Consider the following 19,691-nt stretch of genomic DNA (forward strand, 5'->3'; position numbering starts at 1 on the left):
AATTTCCCAATTAAGAGGTTTAGTTTGTAACTTGCATAGCCGACCTATTTAACGATTTAAGGCTGCTAAGCGATCTACGTACAGGGCCATCTTCACCCACCAAATAAATTTTAATGTTTTCATCGCTTTCTTTTTCAGCTACCAGCATCTGAGCTTCGGGGTGGGCGTTCTGAATTAGCGTTGAAATAGCGAAATTTGCATTTTCTGTTCTAAGCACAGTCGATTCTTCTGTGAATGAATTTCCGTCATTATTGCTGTTCCACCAAGACAAAATTGCATCACCATCTTTTTCATAGGCCACGAGATAACGAATATCTTCGGGGTCAGTGACACTGAAATCACCTCGAGACACGCCTTCGTACCCTTCGATAATCTTATTGCCGCCTAACCACTGCTTACCATCCCACCAAACGTGCCTAGTTTGTTTAGGGCCGCCGGTTTTTGCTCCCTTATCAACACCAGCATTTATTGCAATGTGTGGATGACCTTTACTATCAAGATGTGAGGTGCCGTTAAAAGTCCACAGGTCGCCCGTTTTCATTGCCAATGTTTTTTCATCAGCAATCTCTTTTGTGACGGGAAGAGACAAAGGCTCTCCTTTTACATTGCTCCATTCGTTCGTTTTTGTATTAAAATTCATGAAATAGACATCATGGCGCTCTGTTGTATGTCCTCGCCCATTAACGCCAGCACCACCATCCCAGCAAACGTGGTAGTCGTAGGATATAATTAGATTATCCCCCTCGCCTTTCCCCACCCAGGCATACCAGCTATCTACCGCTTTAATATCCGTTCGCCTTTTGTGTTTAAGGAATGAAACTGGAGCAGAGAAAGTTCGTCCATTGTCTACTGACTTCTGATAAACCCAATCGCTTCGATGAGCCCCGTGACGGAAAAACAGGTAAATATCACCGTTGTCCATTTTGACTACTTGGTTGTAAGTACCAAAAGGTGTGATGTTATCTAAATCTTCCCATTCAGTGATATCGTAAGGTCGTTTGGAAACCGCATGTTTGTTTGCACCAAAATGCGTATTACCTAAATGGTTTTTTCCGTTTGACGCGTGGCCGCCATGACCACCGTAGAAAATGTGAATATAGCCTTCATTATCGATGAGCATGGTTGGTTTACCGTGGTTATCGAACTTCTTGCCACCATCACGACGACCTAACTCGCTGGTTCCTGCTTTGAAAGGGCCTTTCCATACTTTCGAGCTGTGATTATAAGTAGCAACGAACGGGTCTTCTTTAGGGCCTTGATACGACACATAGGTTATACCGTTCTGGTGAATAGCAGCTGGATGCTGAACAATAGCTAGAGGATTACCCACTGCGTTATCAGCAAAATATTCTATATATTGAGTGTCTTTAGGGGCAGCAGACTCAGTATTACTGGCTTGCGTGACACAGCCAGATAAAAGAACCCCACTCATCAACGCTGTACTCAATGCTATTTGCGTTTTTTTGAGTAAAAACTGACGTTTTAACATCTTGTTCGTCCTAGTCATCTTCTTATACTAATCTTTGTTTGCTTCAAATAGCGCTAAAAATTCGCTAGCAATGTCTGGATTTTCCTTTGAAAGATCACGTAATTCAGCAGGGTCTTTTTCGATGTTAAATAGTTCAAGTGGTGCATCGTAACCGTAACGAACCGCTTTCCACTCACCTTTACGAGCAGCCTGAAATGTATCACCAATTACGCCTGAGTTAGGATCACCCACCTGCTTCGAAAACTCCCAATATAGAACACGCTCGCCCATTTCACTTGGCTCAGTTTTAAGAAGACCTACAATAGATTTACCATTCGTTTTAACTCTCGGTACCATGTTCAAGTTTACGTCCGCTAGTTCAGCGACAGTAGGCATAACATCGGCGAATAGCCAAGGCGTGTCATCAGTACGACCTGCTTTAATTCTCTCTGGCCAATGAACAATCATAGGTACGTGAATACCACCGTCATATAAATCTCGCTTCATTCCGCGATACGGTTCAGAAGCTTTCAAGTATTCAGGATCGGCGCCACCTTCATCGTGCGGGCCATTGTCAGATGTAAAGAAAATGAGCGTGTTATCAAGTTCACCCATTTCATCTAACTGTTCAACGATTTGACCAATGTAGTGATCGAGTGCTGATACCATGCCAGCTAGTGTTGCGTTAGGTTTGTCAACAGGTTCTGGATAGTATGAAGCGTACTTATTGGCAGGATTTCCACCCTTCATACCTGTGTATGGTGTTTCGGCGAACTTATATTGCTCACTAAATTTCTCTGGAACACCTAACTCTGCGTGTGGCGACGAGTAAGCAAGCATAATAAAGAAGGGGTTTTCTCGCGGCTGCTTTATATATTCAATAGCTTCTTTGGTAAATAGCTCTTGAGCATACGCGCCTTTTTTACCGCCCTCGTTTTCAGGAACGCGAATTTTCTTACCGTCTTTCCATACAATATGAGGATATTGGCGATGACCCTCTAGAATTGAATAAAATCCGTACCATGTATCAAATCCCATCGCATGGGGGTCTGTAACCCCCATTTGTGAACCAATAGAGTACTTACCAAACAATGCTGTGTCATAGCCGCCGTGCTTTAGTACGTGCGCTAGGGTTATGTCCATTTCTGTTAGCTGAACGGTATTTGAATTATTTGTCATTAAACGACCGTCTCTTCCTGTGAACAGGGAGACGCGAGATGGAGAGCACACTGTATTACCCGCATAGGCTTGATCAAAGCGGATACCATTGGAAGCAAGCTCGTCTAAGTTTGGTGTTTTGATTGGTGTATTGCCATAGGCACCGACTTGATTGAAGCCTAAATCATCTGTAAGGATGAAAAGGATATTGGGTTTGTCCTGTGCAGCTACACTAGAAGAAAGAGATGTGAATAAAGCACCAAGTACGCTTATAAGGCTAAACCTAAGTTTGTTCATGGTATTTCCTAATTAAAGTTGAAGAATTAAACTGTTTATTTTTTGTGTCTGCAGATTATTCTAGGCAATGTGCAGTTAACGTTGTTGGCTCAGGTATAAAAGCTCTTCCTTTATCACGATTTGGCGGTAAGGCCTCCCATGCTAAGTAAAAGCGTTTTCCAGCAGTGGGATAATTGCTATCTGTTGATAGTTGCTTCAAAGCCTTTGTGTATAGAGGCATATCGTTTGTGCTATCGTATGCGAGCAATGCTGGTGGAATTTGTGAGCCAGTAGTCTCAGACTTAACGTCAAGCGAATCAGCATCTAGTGTGTAAGCGTAAGATTTACCATCTAAATCCGCATACACTTCAATATCTCCACTATCAAGAAGCTTCGCTGGCTTCTTAACCGTAAGTGTAGTGGGAAGAGCGCCTGTCATATTCAATTCTTGACGAGAGTCTTTCCAATTAGATATTTGAAAGCTTTGCCAACTTCCATTGTCATTTCTCGCTAGATAAAGTTGGCTATCACCGTTCTTATCGTAAGCTTGGTATGAAATCAAAGGTCGAGCTTTATGGTCAAATCCAATAGGAGTGTGCCCGTTGAGAATGCCTGAAAATTGAGGAAGGGGAACCGCCGCCTCGCTATTTCTTAGCTTCATCGGGAGAGACAGTGAAGTACCATCGGATCTCTGCCAGGTCACAAGATCTTTGCTTTTAGCATAAGAAATATCGTGATTAGAGGCTGCGACAGGAGTTTCTCTCCAAACCCAAGAAAGGTGGAAATAGCCGTCTGGGCCAAGAACGGGCCCCCAAAAGTAGCCGTTTCTTTCGCCTTCGCCATCTACTAGCGGCGTATCGTGTAATCTTTGCCAAGTCCCAGTTTTAGCATCAAAGGCGTTGTAAATCTCGTTACCACTACCGCTTCGACCGTTCCGATATTTAAAATAGAGCTTTCCTTCAGCATCGTTAAAAAACTCTGGATAGGTCATACGTTTTTCGGTTTCTTTGTCCGCCATGAAGTCAACGCGTTTCAAGCTTCGTACGTCGTTTGGGTTTTCACTTTTAAAATACACGATAGGGTTAACGTGTAAATTACCAACAATGTGAATATACCCTTCTTCATCCAAACCGATAACGACGCTATTATGACTGTCCCAGCCTAAGTAGCTGTCTAGCTTTTGGAATATCCAGTTACCCGTAGGGTATGGTTTATAGGCGACACTCATTTGCCTACTGGCGTCGTAATACGCCACAATCTGCTGGTCACTCTTCCCAACATAGTCAAACGCAACCCGATGTCCCGACCAAACACGGTCTATTGCTTCAACTTCGAAGCAGCCGGCTTTATCAAAAGTTTGTGCAGCGGTTACGCTACTGATGCTAACCGCACAACCCATAACACTCTGAAGTAGCAATGTCTTTAATCGGTCCACTGAAAAGCCTCTAAACGTTAATACATCGTTAATATCTATGGCAACTCTAAACAAAACAACAGTCATTTACAATCTTTTTCACTCACAAAATAAACACTATGCTTGCTTAATTCTTCAGCACTAACGAAGCAGAACAAAAAACGAATAAAAGCAGATAGATAAGGTAACAACGTAAAAAAAATAAGAAGAATTAAAGTTAGAGAGATGAAGGAATGTATTTATAATTTAGTGGTTTGAATCGTTAATCATGCCTTAGAAAGGACTGCAACTTATAAAAAAGATTGGATTTGACTTAATATTAACATTAGTGATTAAAATAATGTTAATATTATTTGAAGGTAAAGAAGTAGTCGTTATCGCTTGATACCGAGGGATAATAAGTAAACAGGTGGATTAGCCATGAACAACGTTACGTTAAATATTATCAAAGTTATGATGACTATTACTTTAATTCTTTGTGGTTCAGTTAGCGCTAACGCAAATCAGCCTAATATTTTGTGGTTAGTCATAGAAGATATGAGTCCCCTTCTACCTGTATACGGCGACGACAGCATAGAAACACCAAACATATCTCGCTTGGCTGACGAGGGTGTTGTGTATAATAACGTTTTCTCAACATCAGGCGTTTGCGCACCAAGTAGAGCAGCGTTAGCGACAGGGCTGTACCCCAATGGGTTTGGCGCCAATAACATGAGAACGTCGTCCAATACCAAAGAAACTGGTCTGCCAAAATATGAAGCTGTCCCACCGTTAAATACAAAAATGCTGAGCCAATTGTTACGAGAGGCCGGTTACTATACTACCAACAACTATAAAACGGACTACCAATTTAAAGCTCCTAAAACAGTGTGGGACGAGAATGGGATTTACGCTCACTGGCGAAACCGCCCGAGTAACAAACCTTTTTTCTCTATTTTCAATTTCACTACAACTCATGAGTCAGGTCTATTTGAACCTTACGGTATAAGAGAGTTGGAAAAGCGACATTACTTTTCTAGTGACGCTGATAAGATTTCGGCACTGCCTAACGACCATAGAGTTAAGACGGATAAAGACTCTACACCTATTCACGTAAACCCAAAGACAAAATTTCCAGTCCCACCTTATTTACCCGATACGCCAGTTGTCCAGAGAGACCTATGGAAGGTTTACAATAATTTAGCCGAAACTGATAAACAAATTGGAGCAATTTTAAATGCGTTAGAGGATGACGGCTTACTAAGCAACACCATAATAGTTTTCTACTCTGATCACGGCGGTCCGATGCCAAGACAGAAACGCCTAATCTATGACAGCGGCCTAAAAGTTCCATTGATTATCCGCTTTCCCAATGGCCAGAAAGCAGGAACGATAGAAGAGCGTCTCGTGTCTTTTGTGGACTTCGCACCAACTACACTTTCTATGGCTGGGATTCCTATCCCAAGTTATATGCAAGGGGAAAACTTTTTAAACACCTCAGATGAAAGAGAATACATTTACGCCGCAGCAGATAGGTTTGATGGTTTTACTGACACGATAAGAGCCGTCAGAGATCACTGCTATAAGTATATTCGCAATTACCGTCCAAATGACCCTTATTACCTTCCTGTCGCATACCGAGAGAAAATACCGAGTATGCGCGAACTACTTGCATTAAATGCTGCGGGTAAACTTAATGAAGCACAAAGCCAATGGTTTCGAAAAACCAAGGACACTCATGAGCTTTTCAATGTTTGTAGTGATCCTTACGAACTATCGAATCTTGCCTACATTAAAAACTATCAAAATAAACGTAAAGAGATGGAGAGTGCACTCAACAGCTGGCTAGAAGATATAGGTGACGACCCTTTAAGAACTGAGAGGCAACTCATTGCTACGTTATGGGACGATGCAAGTACTCAGCCTAAAACCGAAACACCCAGAGTAATCATTGAAAATGGTAAAGCCGTAATTGCTAGCGAAACGCCCGGAGCCTTTATTTCTTTTAGAGTCAAAGATAATGAAGCCTCACCTAACTGGCAAATTTATAGCGATGAGCAGTCTATTGAACCTGGTGTAATTGAAGCTATTGCACATAGACCAGGGTACGCCGAAAGTGCAACCACAACGCTTATCATTAAAGCAGACTGATAATCAAGGAGTTAAACAAATGAAAGTTGTAAGAGCATTTTGGCTTGCCGCAGTTACGGTTATCTTTTTAGGGGCATGTTCGGCCCATTCTTACATCGAAAACGATAAACCCATTTCATTAAAAGTGGGGGAAGGGTTCGCAAACCCTATTGGGTATTACGAATCTACGCCGCGCTTTTCTTGGAAAGCTCAAATACATAACAAAAAGTCTACTCAACAATCGGCGTATCAAATACAGGTTGCGTCAACATCTGAAGGCTTAATGAATAAACCCGACAAGTGGGACAGTGGAAAAGTACAGTCTTCGGCGATGTCATGGGTAAAGTACAATGGTAAAACGCTTAGCTCCAGAGAGCGAGTATTCTGGCGTGTAAGGTTTTGGAATGAAAACAATATGGCATCACAATGGAGTGATGTAGCGCATATTGAAATGGGCCTGCTCGAGAACAGCGATTGGAAAGCCAAATGGATAGGCGCGAGAGAAACACAAGTTTCTGCATCACCTTCTCAGAGCACTTTTGCAACACCACAATATTTTAGAAAACCGTTTTCATTAGATAAAGAAGTGAGCAATGCAAGGTTATACGTAACCGCTAAGGGTGTGTTTAAAGTTTTCTTAAATGGTGAAGATGTTACCGCTAACGATGCTTTGCCACCAGGTTGGACACCTTATGAAAAGCGCATTGAAACACTTACCTACGATGTAACCTCTTTAGTAAACCAGAACAGAAATACGCTTGGAGCCATTATTGCGGGAGGTTGGTACTCTGGCAGAATTGCAGATTTAAAGGAAACCGACCATTCAAAACCGCCGCGCTTTCTAGCCCAACTAGAAATCACCTATTCAGACAACTCTACGCTACTCGTTACGTCGAACGATTCTTGGAAAGCAACGCAATCGGGGCCAATTCGCTTTGCCAGTAATTATGATGGAGAACGATATGACGAAAGGTTTGATATGGATGGTTGGGCTACACCAGGTTTTGATGATTCTCAGTGGAGCGCGGTTGTCACCGAAACGGTAACCTCTGACACGCTCCTGCGTCCAAAGCGTCATTTGCCAGTACGCAATATAAAGCAATTAAAACCACTATCATTCGAACAAGTTGATAAAGACACCGTCATTTTTGATTTTGGTCAAAATATGGTTGGTGTGCCCTCAATTAATATTCCCGTTAAAGAAGGAAAGGAAGTTAAATTACGTTTCGCTGAAGCACTACACAAAGGAAGCTTTTACACTGAAAATTATCGCTCGGCGCATTCAACAGATTACTACCTACCCGCAAAAGATGGCATCGTCAAATATACCCCTACCTTCACGTTTCATGGTTTTCGATACATAGAAGTTTCTGGTTTTGACGAAAGCAAAGTTCCAGTAAAAGATTGGATAGTAGCGAACGTGCAACATTCCGACATCGCGCTGTATAACAATTTCTCTAGCGCAAACCCAAAACTGAACAAACTATTCGAAAATATTAACTGGGGGTTAAGAGGCAACTTTTTTGATATCCCCTTGGACTGCCCGCAGCGCGACGAACGGTTAGGCTGGACAGGTGATGCCAACGCTTTTATTGCTCCGTCAATGTACATGGCCGATGTATATGGTTTCTGGTCTGCGTACCTTAATAGTTTGCGCGAAGAACAAACTGAAGACGGTTTCGTTCCGCTCTACGTGCCCTTTGTAAAATGGATAAACTGGACATCATCGGGTTGGGGCGACGCCGCGACTATTCTCCCGTGGGAGCTCTACATGATGACAGGTGATAAAAAGATCCTAGAAGACAGCTATCCATCAATGAAAGCTTGGATTGATTACCACGAAAGTCAGGCTAAAGACAATATTTCAAGCATGATGACGTTTGGTGATTGGCTACAACCTTATCCTGAAAAAGAAGGCAAAGGCGCTAATCGAGGCGACACTGACTTCTCTCTTATATCGACAGCATTTTTTGCTCGTTCGGTAGAACTAACAAGAAAAACAGCACTAGAGCTTGGCTTCAACGAAGATGCTATCCATTTAGCGAGTAAACACGAAGAGCTAGCAAAAGCATTCCGAAGTAAATTTTTCGACCAAGATCTAAACGTTGTTAAAGGAAAGGAAACACAGACGGCTTATCTTCTTGCACTCGCTTTCAATCTTCTACCTGAAAACGATGTAAAAGTAGCACAAACTAAACTCGTTTCTTTACTTGAAGCCTCTGACACGCATTTAAGAACAGGCTTCTTGGGGACGCCGCTGCTTGCGGAAGTTCTACAGGAAGCGGGACGTACAGACCTTGTTTATGCATTATTGTTTAAAGAAACCTATCCATCTTGGTTTTACTCAATTAACAATGGCGCAACTACCACGTGGGAACGCTGGAATTCATACTCTTTAGAAGACGGATTCAATCCACAAGGTATGAACTCATTGAACCACTACGCTTACGGTACAATTTCTAGATGGTTTTACGAAGGTATTCTTGGTGTTAGGCCAACGTTACCAGGCTTTAAAAAAGCGGTAATATCGCCTCAACTTACTTCGCAACTCGGCTTTGCTGAAGGTGCCATACCTACACCGAGTGGAACTATTGATGTGAGTTGGACGATGGCGGACGGGGGATTCGATGTATCGGTGACAGTTCCCTTCAATACGACCGCAGAATTTGTCCCACCAGCGCACTACCAAGTTGAGCGTGCAGCAAAGTCTAATGGGGAGATACTTAAACAGTGGACATCCTTAACGGCTGGCCAATATCAGTTTCGCGTAACTGACGACGGTAACGACTCCAAGGAAACGTTATGACGATTAACTATATGAATAGAGTAAACGCATCTGCTTGCTTACTTTTTTCATTAATTGCGGCTACTAACAGCTTTGCTAGCGTGAAAGACTCTATCATTAATACTGAAAACAGAACGGCGGTAATAGAAGCTGAAAACTATTCTGCGCAACATAACGCAGATACACGCCGCTGGATTGTTTTTAATAGTCATAGCAATAACGCCCATGGTTTAGCAGATAGTGACAAACTCCATTTGGAGGGTGCCAGTAACAATGCGTATATTGAGCTACTGCCAGACACAAGAACTAACCATTACGAACCTTTAGCACACGATGTTAATTTCTCGGCCACACCAGGTAAGTTAGCTGTTCTAACCTACCCTGTTTATTTTGAAGCCCCAGGTAAATACTTCGTTTGGGCAAGGGCCTTTAGTTCAGGGAGCGAAGACAACGGTTTACATGTAGGTATCAACAATACATGGCCTCTCAGTAGTCAAAGACTTCAGCTATGTGAAGGCAAAAACAAATGGACGTGGTCTTCTAACCAAAGAAGAAAAGACAACCATTGTGGAACACCAAACACTATCTGGTTAGATATACCTGAAAGTGGTGTACACAACATCACAATATCTATGAGGGAGGATGGCTTTGAGTTAGACAAAATTATTCTGACCAAAGACCCTAATTATAAGCCCGAGGGCATAGGCCCAAATGAAACAAGACGCCAACCTTCCCCCCTTCCATCAAAAGAAACGTTTGTTGGCATAGAAGAATACAGCCTTATTTTAGAGGCTACGCAAAATTTTGAGTCTGCTGGTGATATCCCCTTCTATAAAGACCACAGAAATAGAGCCCTGGGTATTGATGCCAGAGAAACACAGTATAGAAACGTGTGGGCTACATCTAAATTAGAAGTTCCTGAAAAGATGTGGGGTAAAAAAGCGATAGCTAGCCAGAATTTTAAGAACGTCATATTGGTTACACTAGGTGAAATAGACGGTGAGTCATCTTACAGAGTGCTACTGAATGGCAACGAAATCGGTAGCTTTACCAATAATGAAACCACCACCGATTATCAAGAAAACTATTTCAACTTAGGCTCACTCACGTTAAAGCCAAGTGACATCATCACCGTTCAAGCAAAGGCCGTGACCAACGGAAAAATTCCTGAAAATGGTGGCACAGCGTATGCCAGAGGCAGATGGCGCGGACTGGTGTTTCAAAAATAGTTTTAGTGTGCAATAACTGGAGAGATTACGATGAAATACCCCTCGATTTTTAGCCTATTTACCGCGCTTTTGATGTTAAACGGATGCACGTCAACTCAGCCTTTGTTGGATGAGTCACTGTCTAACTTCGACAATGTATATGACGACGGTGAAGCAAACTTTGTTGATGGTGAGCTTCAGCTTATATCAGAGAACAATTGGTTCTTCTCAACCAAAAAGGTATACGACGACTTTGTCCTAGAAGCGGAAGTAAAAATGCCTGATACCTCTGAATACAGTAATTCAGGAATAATTTTTCGAGGCCAAATTGTTGACACCGACAAAGGTAAGCAAATTGTCGGCTATCAAGTAGATATAGATCCCAGTGACAGAAAATGGACAGGCGGATTCTTCGATCAGGGCCGCAGAAAATGGTTGTACCCCAGCCACCCTACCCGTTCTCACCCCGATGAAGACTTTGTTACCAACTACTTAGGTGAATGGAGTAAAGAGCAAGGCGAAGCTTATAGTCACTTAATGTGGAATAAGGTCAAAATTGTGTGTAATGGTTCCGATATAAAAATCTTTATTAATGATTTACTAACGACCCATGTCAAAGATACAAAAGACCGTAAAGGTGTAATTGCTTTTCAGCACCATGGTAGTAAAGCGTATAAGGAAGAGCGGGATAAGAGTAACATTGTGCGCTTTAGAAACATTACGATTACTCCCATGTAAGTAACAAAACGGAGAAATGATTATTCACCCAAAGTTCTGAGATGGTAGGTTTAAAAGTTTCTAGCTGAAGTACAAAGGCATTTATGGAGAAGAGTTATGAGTAACACAACCACGTTTAAAGCACTGCTTGTTGAAGAGCACAGCGATAATACGTTTAGCAAAAAAGTCGTAGAGCGAGAAGTTAGCCAACTTCCAGAAAACGATTTGCTAATAGATGTGCATTACTCGTCTTTGAATTATAAAGACGCTATGTCAGCAAGTGGCAATAAGCGAATTAGCCAGAACTTTCCTCACACGCCGGGAATCGATGCCGCTGGTGTAGTAGTAAGCGATAAATCGGGTACTTATAGTGCTGGTGACGAGGTGCTTGTGTTCGGATATGACTTAGGCATGAACACACCTGGCGGACTTGGCCAAAAGATATCGATTCCAGCCGAATGGGCCGTTGCATGTCCCAGCTCGTTAACGCTAAAAGAAGCCATGATATATGGCACGGGTGGATTAACAGCCGCGCTGTGCATTCAGAAATTAGAGAAGATGGGGGCGAAACCAAGTGATGGCCCAGTTGGCGTTACCGGCGCCACTGGAGGAGTGGGCAGCATAAGTATCGCCCTACTCTCTCACCTTGGCTATGACGTAGTCGCCTTTTCAGGTAAGCCTGAACAATCTGAGAAGCTAAAGTCACTGGGTGCTAGCGAAGTTTTGCACAGAGAAGTCATTTTAGAAGTAAAAGACGCTATTGTCGGCAAGCCCAAGTGGGCTCACGCCATTGACACGCTTGGTGGAGATTACTTAACAGGGTTGCTGAAGCAAGTTAAACCAGGAGGTGGGGTAACGTCTGTCGGGCTAGCCGCTTCACCAGACATAGCCATGAGTATTATTCCTTTTATCACGCGCGGCGTTTCTTTATTGGGTGTCGATTCTGTTTATATTCCACTTGAAGACAAGCAACACATTTGGAAGCGCGTGGCGACCGACATGAAACTGCCAGATTTAGAGAGCTACTATCAAGAAATATCACTACATGATACACCAGAGTACCTCGACCGATTCCTTAACGGGCAAGTGGTTGGGCGGTACGTCGTAAATTTAAAAGACGCGTGAATTCATTAAAGAAAGTTGATTGCTGAACAATCGCCTCATTTTTTTAGAAATGGGGCTCTTTTGCCAGCACATACACGATCAATCGCCCCCATCAAGCGATTAGCCGACTGTACGAACGCTACTGCCACGCCCGAGCCTTAACGGCCTATCTTACTTGACGAAGTTCAGCTTCAGATAACACGTACACGTTTAGAGTTTGAATTTGGACTTCCGCTGTGTACGTCAAGCGGACATTTCATCTTCTTTCCCATGAAAATACAGGACGTGGTTTTTCAGTTGAAACGAGTGATACTATGAAGTCTCAGTAATAAGCTGTTATGTTTAATGAGCTAGCAACACTGCAACCAAGGAAGAAGAGGTCAAGTTGTCAAAGCAAAGTAATGTAAAACACACGCAGGATGAATTTCTTCTTAACCAGTTTAACGAAATGTCAGAGAATCCCGAATACTGGCATAACAAAGCAGCGGAACTATTTACATCTGCTGGAGTAATTTGGAAGGCCATGAACAGTGGAAAGGACTTATATGGAAAGTGCGATGCCACATATAAAATGTTAATGGGGATGTCTTTTGAAGCTTTATTAAAGGGGCTTTGCATTGAAAGTAGAAAAGTTACTACAGCTGATATAATAAGTCATGACCTTGTAAAGATTTCAAAAATTATCGAATTACCTCTAAATAAAGGAGAAAATAAAATATTGATGTTATTGTCTGATTACATCAAATGGGCTGGAAAGTATCCAATTCCGAAAAATTCGGGACAATTACAACAATACAGAACTATGGTCGCTTCAACCGAATTTGATAAAGTTAATATCGGCGGCTCTAACGCAAGCATTTCAAATAATGCTTTAGATTATGAAGAATTGACTCCTTTATGGCGCAGGCTTTCAGATAAATTACTAAAAACTCCTACTTAAACATAATAAGTCAATTAAATGCGGGACTGCTAAAGCTGGGATCGGTTCCACCTTGCTACACAGTTTAGCCAAGCACTATCAGCCCCTTATTGGGGTGTTGAAGGTCTGCTACTTGTCTTAAGCAGACTATATTCACTGAAGCATTAAGATCTGCTTCACTGACATCTTCACCGTTTAATAGGGGGCGCATGTGAACTATCTCTCAACAGAACTAAGCCTAGATCTGCAAACCTCACTCTACAAAACGCAGAGCCCGCGCTAAAGCTTGAGGTTAGCGATCGTTTCTTTGATGCAGTTATGAAATATCTCATTAACCATACGCACCTCTCCAGCTTTGCCAGGGTGCTGTTCTTCATTTTTAACAACATTCATTAAATGACTAGCATTTTGCTCGATAGCTTTTGTCATTTTTCTCACCTGAACCGCTGCCAAAGAAGCGGGAACACGTAACTCCTCAGCAAATTCCATAATGTTTGCTTCAGACAATTCTCCCAAGAATTGTGCTTTCCCCATGGGCTGGGACAATTCATGATCCATGTGTTTATGCGGCAATTCATATATCGCCGTCGACAATAAATCATAATGTGGGGTCATAACTACATCAGAGTCTTTGATGAAGAATGAGAGGTTTTTCAGATGAGCGTCGCCATTGCCAACGAACGCATTAAATAAAGCCCAGCGAAAGATATCCAGCGTTGTTTTGGCCTTCATTCTAGAGAGCTGCGCCAGTTTGTTTAGACTCTCTGCTGTACTGTTGGGATATTTCATATTTGGTGCAAGATTCAGTAACTGACAACCATCTAAGACATGGCAACGATGTTGATCGGGGTACAAACCTACGCGGTCAAACCGCTCTATAAGGTATACCGGCTCTGGCAAATAGCGAATATCTACCGAAGGGACGTCTAAACCACAAAGCTTTGCCAACGTCATGACAAACCATTCATTCCTAACGGTATGGTAATAAACATCTGGCGAAGAATGTTCAGGTTTAAGGATGTGAGTCGACGGAAAAAATCCAGAAGGCTCCAGAATTTCACCGTCGCGATATATAACCAGCATCTTGTGCTGCGCCCCAGCTACGGACATTCTTTTACGCTCAGCGCGGTTCAAAGGCGCTTTTGGCAAATTTTTTATTCGCTCATTCACTTCTTCGTAAGTAAGTGAATGTACTTCACCTCGTGTAAGCTGCTCGCCTTCTGGCAACAAGGTTATGGCGCCAGCGGATTCAGCACCTGCAACTTTGAGTAATCCAAAGGCATCTTCTATTGGCACTCTCACGTTTTTTGCCAGCAAATCACGCGCTTTCTCTTCGGGTAACAGGTTGTCAAAAAACCACTGCACCGGTCGATAGGTTCCGCCGTCGATGTGCTTCCCTTCTCGCAAAGGAATATGAGGAGACAGCGGGTGGCGACTCTCGCTTACCAACCAACCTGGCGCGTACTCAAATCCCCAAATGTTATTCTCGTCAGTCAATTTGCCAACGAGCGTATCATCCACATATACATCAAGAGCTCGGTTCATAAATCAATGCCGTCGATGATTTGTGACATCCGTTTTCGTTGTGCATCTGAAAGTGCCTCTTGTTCAATTGGAACATCGATGGTGACCGTGATCCCCAATGAATCCAAAACTCGCAACACTCGACCTAACTCAACCGTCGGCTTGCCATTCTCAAAATCACTCAGGAACGTTGTGCCATTGGAAGACAACGAGGCAGCAGACATCTGATCAAGACCTTGCGTCTTCCTGACTAATTGCGCGGCTTTACCCAATTGTTTGGCATCTTTAACTGAAAATTTCACACAACACCCTCAAATATATGCGTTCGCGGTTATCTTATAAAAGATGAGACAAATAGCAAGTGTTTATATGCGTTCGCGGTTAAATTTCATTTTACACGTCATGAAAGCAAGCAGTAACCGCGAGCGCGGTTATAATATTTTTCCTTCTGAATTGCGCCATCTCTTAATAAGAGTCAATTCAGTTTAAATACTTTCTCTAAACAAAAAAGGCCGTAACATCACGCTACAGCCTTTCTTAATCGCAAGGGGTTTAGATTAAAACACCATTTGGTTTTTACCCTTCGGGCCATCGTAGTCGTATTTAAACCAGTCTATATCTATATAACCGTCGTCCTTTTTCTCATTCCAAGAAAAGAACCCTAGTCTATCCCCAGTCCACTTACCAAAGCTGATAGTGAAGGTCGGCCCGAAAACACGATAGCTTTTGCCATCTAAGCTGTATTCATACGTTGCTTTGTTTCTCGCATTGGAGGTTCTTACATATAGCGTATCGCTTTCTATTATTGGGCCTACTTCTCTTTGACTCATTCCATCCATGTAAAACAAACGAGTTGTGCCATCTTCTAGCCCTTCCACGCCTAATAAGTTAAACGTTCCGCCGTATCTAACAAAACCCGCTAATTGATTTGGGGCTATACCGCTAATATCGAACTTCGCTACAGCTGTACCTGTTGTAATGCCCATTATACGTTGGCTGAGGGTGTTACTAGCGCGCCAGAAATCGCCATCTGAACCGTCATTATTAGTCCATTCGTTAATTTTTGGTCCGTACTTAGCGCCTTGTGGTAGCACCTTGCTCGCTTTAAGCCTCAGCCAGCCGTCTCGCTCGGTTAACGACCAATGGCTATCTCTTGGATTATGATTCCACTCCCACTGTGGGCCTAATTTACTGCTGGCAAAGTCATCGTCAGAGCGAGGCGCTGCAACGGGATAACCTTTTATAGGTTTTTTAAACCGCTTAACAGGCTCACCTATGCCGTCATTGTCTTCATCCACACCAATGATTGGCCAGTCGTCTACCCATGTAACTGGCTCTAGACTTTGTGGACGACCTTGAAAAGGAATATCGTCATTTTGTATAAGCTGGTGCATATACCACCAGCTGCCGTCAGGGGCTTGCATCAAACCGCCTTGGCTGGCGCTGCGGTTACCAAATTCAGTACCTTTCTCTAGCACAGTTTTCACTTCATAAGGCCCATAAATACTTTCTTTCGAGCGTAAAACTAACTGCTTTCTATCGTTTTTAGGGTTTTTTACGCCAGGCTTTGTCGATTTGTCGCCCATGGTCCATTGCGCCATAAAGATGTACCAAAACCCATCTTTCTTATAAATCTTGGCAGCCTCGGCCCCCATACCTGTGTATACCAACTTACCTTCATCGAGTATTTTAGTGCCGTCCCAGCTCATACGGTAGATACGGTTTTCATTACCTTCAATAGTATTGTCAGCACTTTTTTGCTTAGCGCCTGAATTAACAATAATGTAGGCTTCGTGTGTTTCCTCGTCCCAAAATACAGCAGGGTCATCCAGCACATCAGCTTTGGGCAGCATCATGATTGGCTCGCTCCACGGGCCTTCAATATTGTCGGCGGTTGTAACCATTAATCCGTGTTGATAGTCTATTTGATACACATACCATTTCCCCTCGTGATACGCTAAATCACCAGCCCATACGCCAAACGAATAACCGTTCATACGGTCCCAATTATACTCAGGTGCCCAAGACAGACTGGAAAAAGCATGACCAACGTTTTCCCAGTTCACCATATCTTTTGATTTAAGAATGGGCATTCCGGGGGACATATGCTGTTTCGAAGTAATCATGTAATACGTATCACCCACTTGCTCAATATCTGAGTCTGGGTAATCGGCGTTTAAAATGGGGTTGATATAAGTGCCGTCGCCCTGATCACCAAAGCTTCCTGTAGTACCTTGTTTCATAGGCTCATTTTCTACAGAAATTGTGCTCGAGGCGTCTACCTGACAACCGGAAAGTGTTGTGAGTAAAACAGATGCAATACCTAATTTCTTAAAGTTCATTTGCTTAAACGTGTCCATAAAATTCCGCTGCTCAAAAGTAAGGACTATCAGAGCGATTAGTTAACAATATTTACATAATGACACATTTTGATTACCATTGACAATTAGCAATCATTTACAATCATAAAGTGCTTTATTCAATGCGTCTGGAGTTACTTTGGTACTTAACATTAAAGGGTCTTCTGTGAAATCTTTGATAAATATAGTGGCAGCAAGCATTGTGCTTAGTGCTTGTAATCCAGTATCTCCTACTAGTAAGCAGGCGGAGCCTTCGCCTCTTCAGCACGTTAATTTACCTGCCGGTACACTTGCAGTGGTAATCGACGGTAATTCCCCCGACCCTGATGACATTGGCGCTACTCCAGTTTTATTAGCATTACTCGATAAAGCCAACGCTTCCGACAGATTGGTACATATTTCTCACTCTTGCGATTTAGACCCTTTTAGGAATAAAGCTCGGTATCAAATAGACTCGGAGAACGAGAGTAGACGTCAGCGTGTGCTCGACAGTTCTATCAACCGCGCGCTAAATGTTTTTGGTCCCTTCGAAAACACTGAAAAGCTGTTTAATTGCAGAACGGAGCAACAAGGTGCAATAGAAGATTTAACGATAGCCATAAATAGGGCGACCGCTGAAAGACCTTTATGGATTATTGAAGCAGGTGAACCTGATGTGATTGGCTATGCCTTACAAAAATCAGAAGTAAGTAGGCGACAATATGTAAAAGTAGTGTCCCACCACCCGGCAAATGACAACAGCGGTGATTATTTTACCTGGCAGCAAATTCTAGATTTCGGTGTTGAAGAACACCAAATAGGCGATCAGAATAAAGGTTTGCAAACGCCGATAAGTGCATGGGATTGGGCTAAAGATAGTGAAAACGAAGGTATCTCTCTTATTTACGAAATGCTCGAATATGCAGAACAAGATGGTATCGTTCCTTTTCAAGCGGGTAAATTTGATAGCTCCGATGCCGGTATGATTTATTGGTGGATAACGGGCGCAGATGGTGGTGGAAATAAGCATGCCACACCCGAAGATATAAAGCTGACGCTTAACGAATAAGGGCGCTAAATTAGACAAGCACGCGTTAAAATTACTGACGCGTGCTACTTTTCTATTCTCCTGCCGCCGCTTTTTCTGTTAGCGCTTTAAAATACTCATTACTTTTATATTGAGACACTGGCGACCACTTAGCGTTTTGCTTAGGCAACTTAGCTTTAAGCCTATCCTTCACATCAGAATAGAAGGGATTACTAGCTAAGTTATTCCACTCGTTAGGATCTGTTGAATGATCGTATAACTCTTCACTACCGTCTTCGTAACGAATGTATCGAAAACGCTCATTCTTTACCGCGTGGTTGTTAGGGCCAAACGTAGTTAGAGCAACATGCTCCCAATCGGCATTGGGGTTGGTGATTAAGGGAGTTATATCATGCCCTTCATTGAGCGGGTTTTCCGGCAACCCGGCCATTTTTACTAGCGTAGGATACATGTCGACTAAACTTACGGGCTGATTGCTGACTGCTTTTGAAGACGATTCAGGCGTTTTAATAATGAGTGTAGTTTTGGTCGACGTTTCCCAGAGCGCCATTTTAGCAAAACGGTTTTTTTCACCTACATCGTAACCATGGTCGCCCCATAGCACAACTATGGTATTGTCAGCATATTCGCTGGCTTCTAGCGCATCCAGCACTTGGCCAACATAATGGTCTACAAACGAAATACTCGCCAGATAGGCCTGCACAATGTTTTTCCACTCTCCCGACTCGATTGCCCAATCGGTTGTTGGCATCATCTCAAAAGTAGAAATACGCTTAGCAATTTCTGGCACGTCATCCAAATCGTTGGGTAAATACGGAGGGAGCTCAATGTTATCGATAGGATGCATATCAAACCATTTTTGCGGTACGGTCCAAGGCACATGCGGCCGAAGGAATCCACCAGCAATAAAAAACGGTTTATCGTGCTTACGCTGCAACTGCTCGACTAACCATTTAGCCGAATCATAGTCAGGCATCATCTCGTCTTTTTCAGGGTACGCCCCCCAATCAGTATTCGTTCCTTTTTTGGTCCATTTAAACCGTTCAGGTGCGTAAGGTCCAAACTGCCCGTTTCTTCCACCAAATACGTCGAAGCTTCCGTCAGCTATTCCATGATGAAATATCTTTCCAACTGCTGCAGTGTAATATCCGTGTTGTTTGAAGTATTCACTTAAAAAAGTAGATTGCGCCGCTGTCATATTTGCAGAGCGAATATCGTTGTCTTTTACATGGCCATAAATACCAGTCGTCGATGGGAGCAGCCCTGTCATAATGCTTGCTCTTGATGGGCCACACAGCGGTGCAGGCGCGTGGGCGTTGGTGAACGTGGTGGCTTGTAAAGCCAGTCCGTCAATGTTAGGCGTTTTGGTACTAGGGTGGCCATTCATCGCCCCTACCCAGCTGTTTAAATCGTCGATAGCCAACATAAGAACATTTGGTCGACTATTGGTATCTTCTGGCATGCTTGCCCCAAATGCGTTCGCTGTCGCAAGGGCAAATGCACCACCCAATAAAAAAGCCTTGCTACGCATCATTCTATTTTTCCTTCTCACTGGCCCATTCCAAATGACTACTTTTGACTAATATTGATCATAAAGTAATGATTTTGTAAACGCAATGTAA

General features: G+C 42.9%; 15 protein-coding genes. 7 read left to right on the forward strand and 8 right to left on the reverse strand.

Annotated features, from left to right (window positions below):
• Positions 1-19 precede the first annotated feature (19 nt).
• The 3 genes from ALT761_RS20455 to ALT761_RS20465 are packed head-to-tail and all read right to left on the reverse strand — an operon-like array spanning position 20 to position 4,403.
• Positions 20-1,489 carry a BNR-4 repeat-containing protein gene (locus ALT761_RS20455; RefSeq protein WP_129740764.1) on the reverse strand — a complete coding sequence of 490 codons (1,470 nt, stop codon included), beginning with the start codon at positions 1,487-1,489 and terminating at the stop codon, positions 20-22.
• 27 nt (positions 1,490-1,516) lie between these two features.
• The gene (locus ALT761_RS20460; RefSeq protein WP_129740765.1) at positions 1,517-2,923 is read right to left on the reverse strand and encodes a sulfatase-like hydrolase/transferase; all 1,407 of its coding nucleotides are present in this window, start codon (positions 2,921-2,923) and stop codon (positions 1,517-1,519) included.
• A 55-nt stretch (positions 2,924-2,978) separates the two neighbouring features.
• Complete coding sequence (locus ALT761_RS20465) at positions 2,979-4,403, reverse strand: BNR repeat-containing protein (RefSeq protein WP_232043614.1); 1,425 nt, start codon at positions 4,401-4,403, stop codon at positions 2,979-2,981.
• Between the two features lie 333 nt (positions 4,404-4,736).
• On the opposite strand from ALT761_RS20465, the gene ALT761_RS20470 reads away from it, so the two are divergent.
• The 6 genes from ALT761_RS20470 (at position 4,737) to ALT761_RS20495 (ending at position 13,179) form a co-directional block, all read left to right on the forward strand.
• A complete protein-coding gene (locus tag ALT761_RS20470; RefSeq protein ID WP_129740766.1) occupies positions 4,737-6,446 on the forward strand; it encodes a sulfatase family protein in 1,710 nt (569 codons plus the stop codon).
• Between the two features lie 19 nt (positions 6,447-6,465).
• A complete protein-coding gene (locus ALT761_RS20475) occupies positions 6,466-9,231 on the forward strand; it encodes an alpha-L-rhamnosidase (RefSeq protein WP_129740767.1) in 2,766 nt (921 codons plus the stop codon).
• On the forward strand, positions 9,228-10,439 hold the full coding sequence (locus ALT761_RS20480; protein WP_172602952.1) for a hypothetical protein: 1,212 nt from the start codon (positions 9,228-9,230) through the stop codon (positions 10,437-10,439). Before ALT761_RS20475 ends, ALT761_RS20480 begins: the two co-directional genes overlap by 4 nt.
• A gap of 30 nt (positions 10,440-10,469) precedes the next feature.
• Positions 10,470-11,156, forward strand: a complete 687-nt coding sequence (locus ALT761_RS20485) for a 3-keto-disaccharide hydrolase (protein WP_129740768.1) — start codon at positions 10,470-10,472, stop codon at positions 11,154-11,156.
• 96 nt (positions 11,157-11,252) lie between these two features.
• Positions 11,253-12,260: a YhdH/YhfP family quinone oxidoreductase gene (locus ALT761_RS20490; RefSeq protein WP_129740769.1), complete on the forward strand. Its 1,008-nt coding sequence runs from the start codon at positions 11,253-11,255 to the stop codon at positions 12,258-12,260.
• Between the two features lie 364 nt (positions 12,261-12,624).
• On the forward strand, positions 12,625-13,179 hold the full coding sequence (locus ALT761_RS20495; RefSeq protein WP_129740770.1) for a hypothetical protein: 555 nt from the start codon (positions 12,625-12,627) through the stop codon (positions 13,177-13,179).
• A gap of 64 nt (positions 13,180-13,243) precedes the next feature.
• Here the strand turns inward: ALT761_RS20495 and ALT761_RS20900 are convergent, their stop codons facing one another.
• The 4 genes from ALT761_RS20900 to ALT761_RS20510 form a co-directional block, all read right to left on the reverse strand.
• On the reverse strand, positions 13,244-13,369 hold the full coding sequence (locus ALT761_RS20900) for a hypothetical protein (RefSeq protein WP_269472497.1): 126 nt from the start codon (positions 13,367-13,369) through the stop codon (positions 13,244-13,246).
• Between the two features lie 68 nt (positions 13,370-13,437).
• Positions 13,438-14,703, reverse strand: coding sequence for a HipA domain-containing protein (locus ALT761_RS20500; RefSeq protein WP_129740771.1), 1,266 nt, complete (start codon positions 14,701-14,703; stop codon positions 13,438-13,440).
• Positions 14,700-14,984 (reverse strand): transcriptional regulator, encoded by a 285-nt coding sequence (locus tag ALT761_RS20505; RefSeq protein ID WP_129740772.1) that lies wholly within the window; start codon positions 14,982-14,984, stop codon positions 14,700-14,702. Before ALT761_RS20505 ends, ALT761_RS20500 begins: the two co-directional genes overlap by 4 nt.
• Positions 14,985-15,239: 255 nt before the next feature.
• Positions 15,240-17,042 (reverse strand): glycoside hydrolase family 43 protein, encoded by a 1,803-nt coding sequence (locus tag ALT761_RS20510; RefSeq protein WP_129740773.1) that lies wholly within the window; start codon positions 17,040-17,042, stop codon positions 15,240-15,242.
• A 166-nt stretch (positions 17,043-17,208) separates the two neighbouring features.
• Here ALT761_RS20510 and ALT761_RS20515 point away from each other — a divergent pair, with 166 nt between their 5' ends.
• Positions 17,209-18,090, forward strand: a complete 882-nt coding sequence (locus ALT761_RS20515) for a hypothetical protein (RefSeq protein WP_129740774.1) — start codon at positions 17,209-17,211, stop codon at positions 18,088-18,090.
• A gap of 52 nt (positions 18,091-18,142) precedes the next feature.
• Here ALT761_RS20515 and ALT761_RS20520 read toward each other — a convergent pair whose 3' ends face one another.
• Positions 18,143-19,603, reverse strand: a complete 1,461-nt coding sequence (locus tag ALT761_RS20520) for a sulfatase (RefSeq protein WP_232043615.1) — start codon at positions 19,601-19,603, stop codon at positions 18,143-18,145.
• Positions 19,604-19,691 lie beyond the last annotated feature (88 nt).

The sequence above is a fragment of the Alteromonas sp. 76-1 genome, from assembly GCF_900654235.1.
GTDB classification, from domain to species: Bacteria; Pseudomonadota; Gammaproteobacteria; order Enterobacterales; family Alteromonadaceae; genus Alteromonas; species Alteromonas naphthalenivorans.

Excerpts from the sequence above, each read along its gene's own strand:
- ALT761_RS20455 (WP_129740764.1), bottom strand. The coding sequence starts at position 1,489 with ATGTTAAAACGTCAGTTTTTACTCAAAAAAACGCAAATAGCATTGAGT.
- ALT761_RS20460 (WP_129740765.1), bottom strand. The coding sequence starts at position 2,923 with ATGAACAAACTTAGGTTTAGCCTTATAAGCGTACTTGGTGCTTTATTC.
- ALT761_RS20465 (WP_232043614.1), bottom strand. The coding sequence starts at position 4,403 with ATGACTGTTGTTTTGTTTAGAGTTGCCATAGATATTAACGATGTATTA.
- ALT761_RS20470 (WP_129740766.1), top strand. The coding sequence starts at position 4,737 with ATGAACAACGTTACGTTAAATATTATCAAAGTTATGATGACTATTACT.
- ALT761_RS20475 (WP_129740767.1), top strand. The coding sequence starts at position 6,466 with ATGAAAGTTGTAAGAGCATTTTGGCTTGCCGCAGTTACGGTTATCTTT.
- ALT761_RS20480 (WP_172602952.1), top strand. The coding sequence starts at position 9,228 with ATGACGATTAACTATATGAATAGAGTAAACGCATCTGCTTGCTTACTT.
- ALT761_RS20485 (WP_129740768.1), top strand. The coding sequence starts at position 10,470 with ATGAAATACCCCTCGATTTTTAGCCTATTTACCGCGCTTTTGATGTTA.
- ALT761_RS20490 (WP_129740769.1), top strand. The coding sequence starts at position 11,253 with ATGAGTAACACAACCACGTTTAAAGCACTGCTTGTTGAAGAGCACAGC.
- ALT761_RS20900 (WP_269472497.1), bottom strand. The coding sequence starts at position 13,369 with ATGCGCCCCCTATTAAACGGTGAAGATGTCAGTGAAGCAGATCTTAAT.
- ALT761_RS20500 (WP_129740771.1), bottom strand. The coding sequence starts at position 14,703 with ATGAACCGAGCTCTTGATGTATATGTGGATGATACGCTCGTTGGCAAA.
- ALT761_RS20510 (WP_129740773.1), bottom strand. The coding sequence starts at position 17,042 with ATGGACACGTTTAAGCAAATGAACTTTAAGAAATTAGGTATTGCATCT.
- ALT761_RS20520 (WP_232043615.1), bottom strand. The coding sequence starts at position 19,603 with ATGATGCGTAGCAAGGCTTTTTTATTGGGTGGTGCATTTGCCCTTGCG.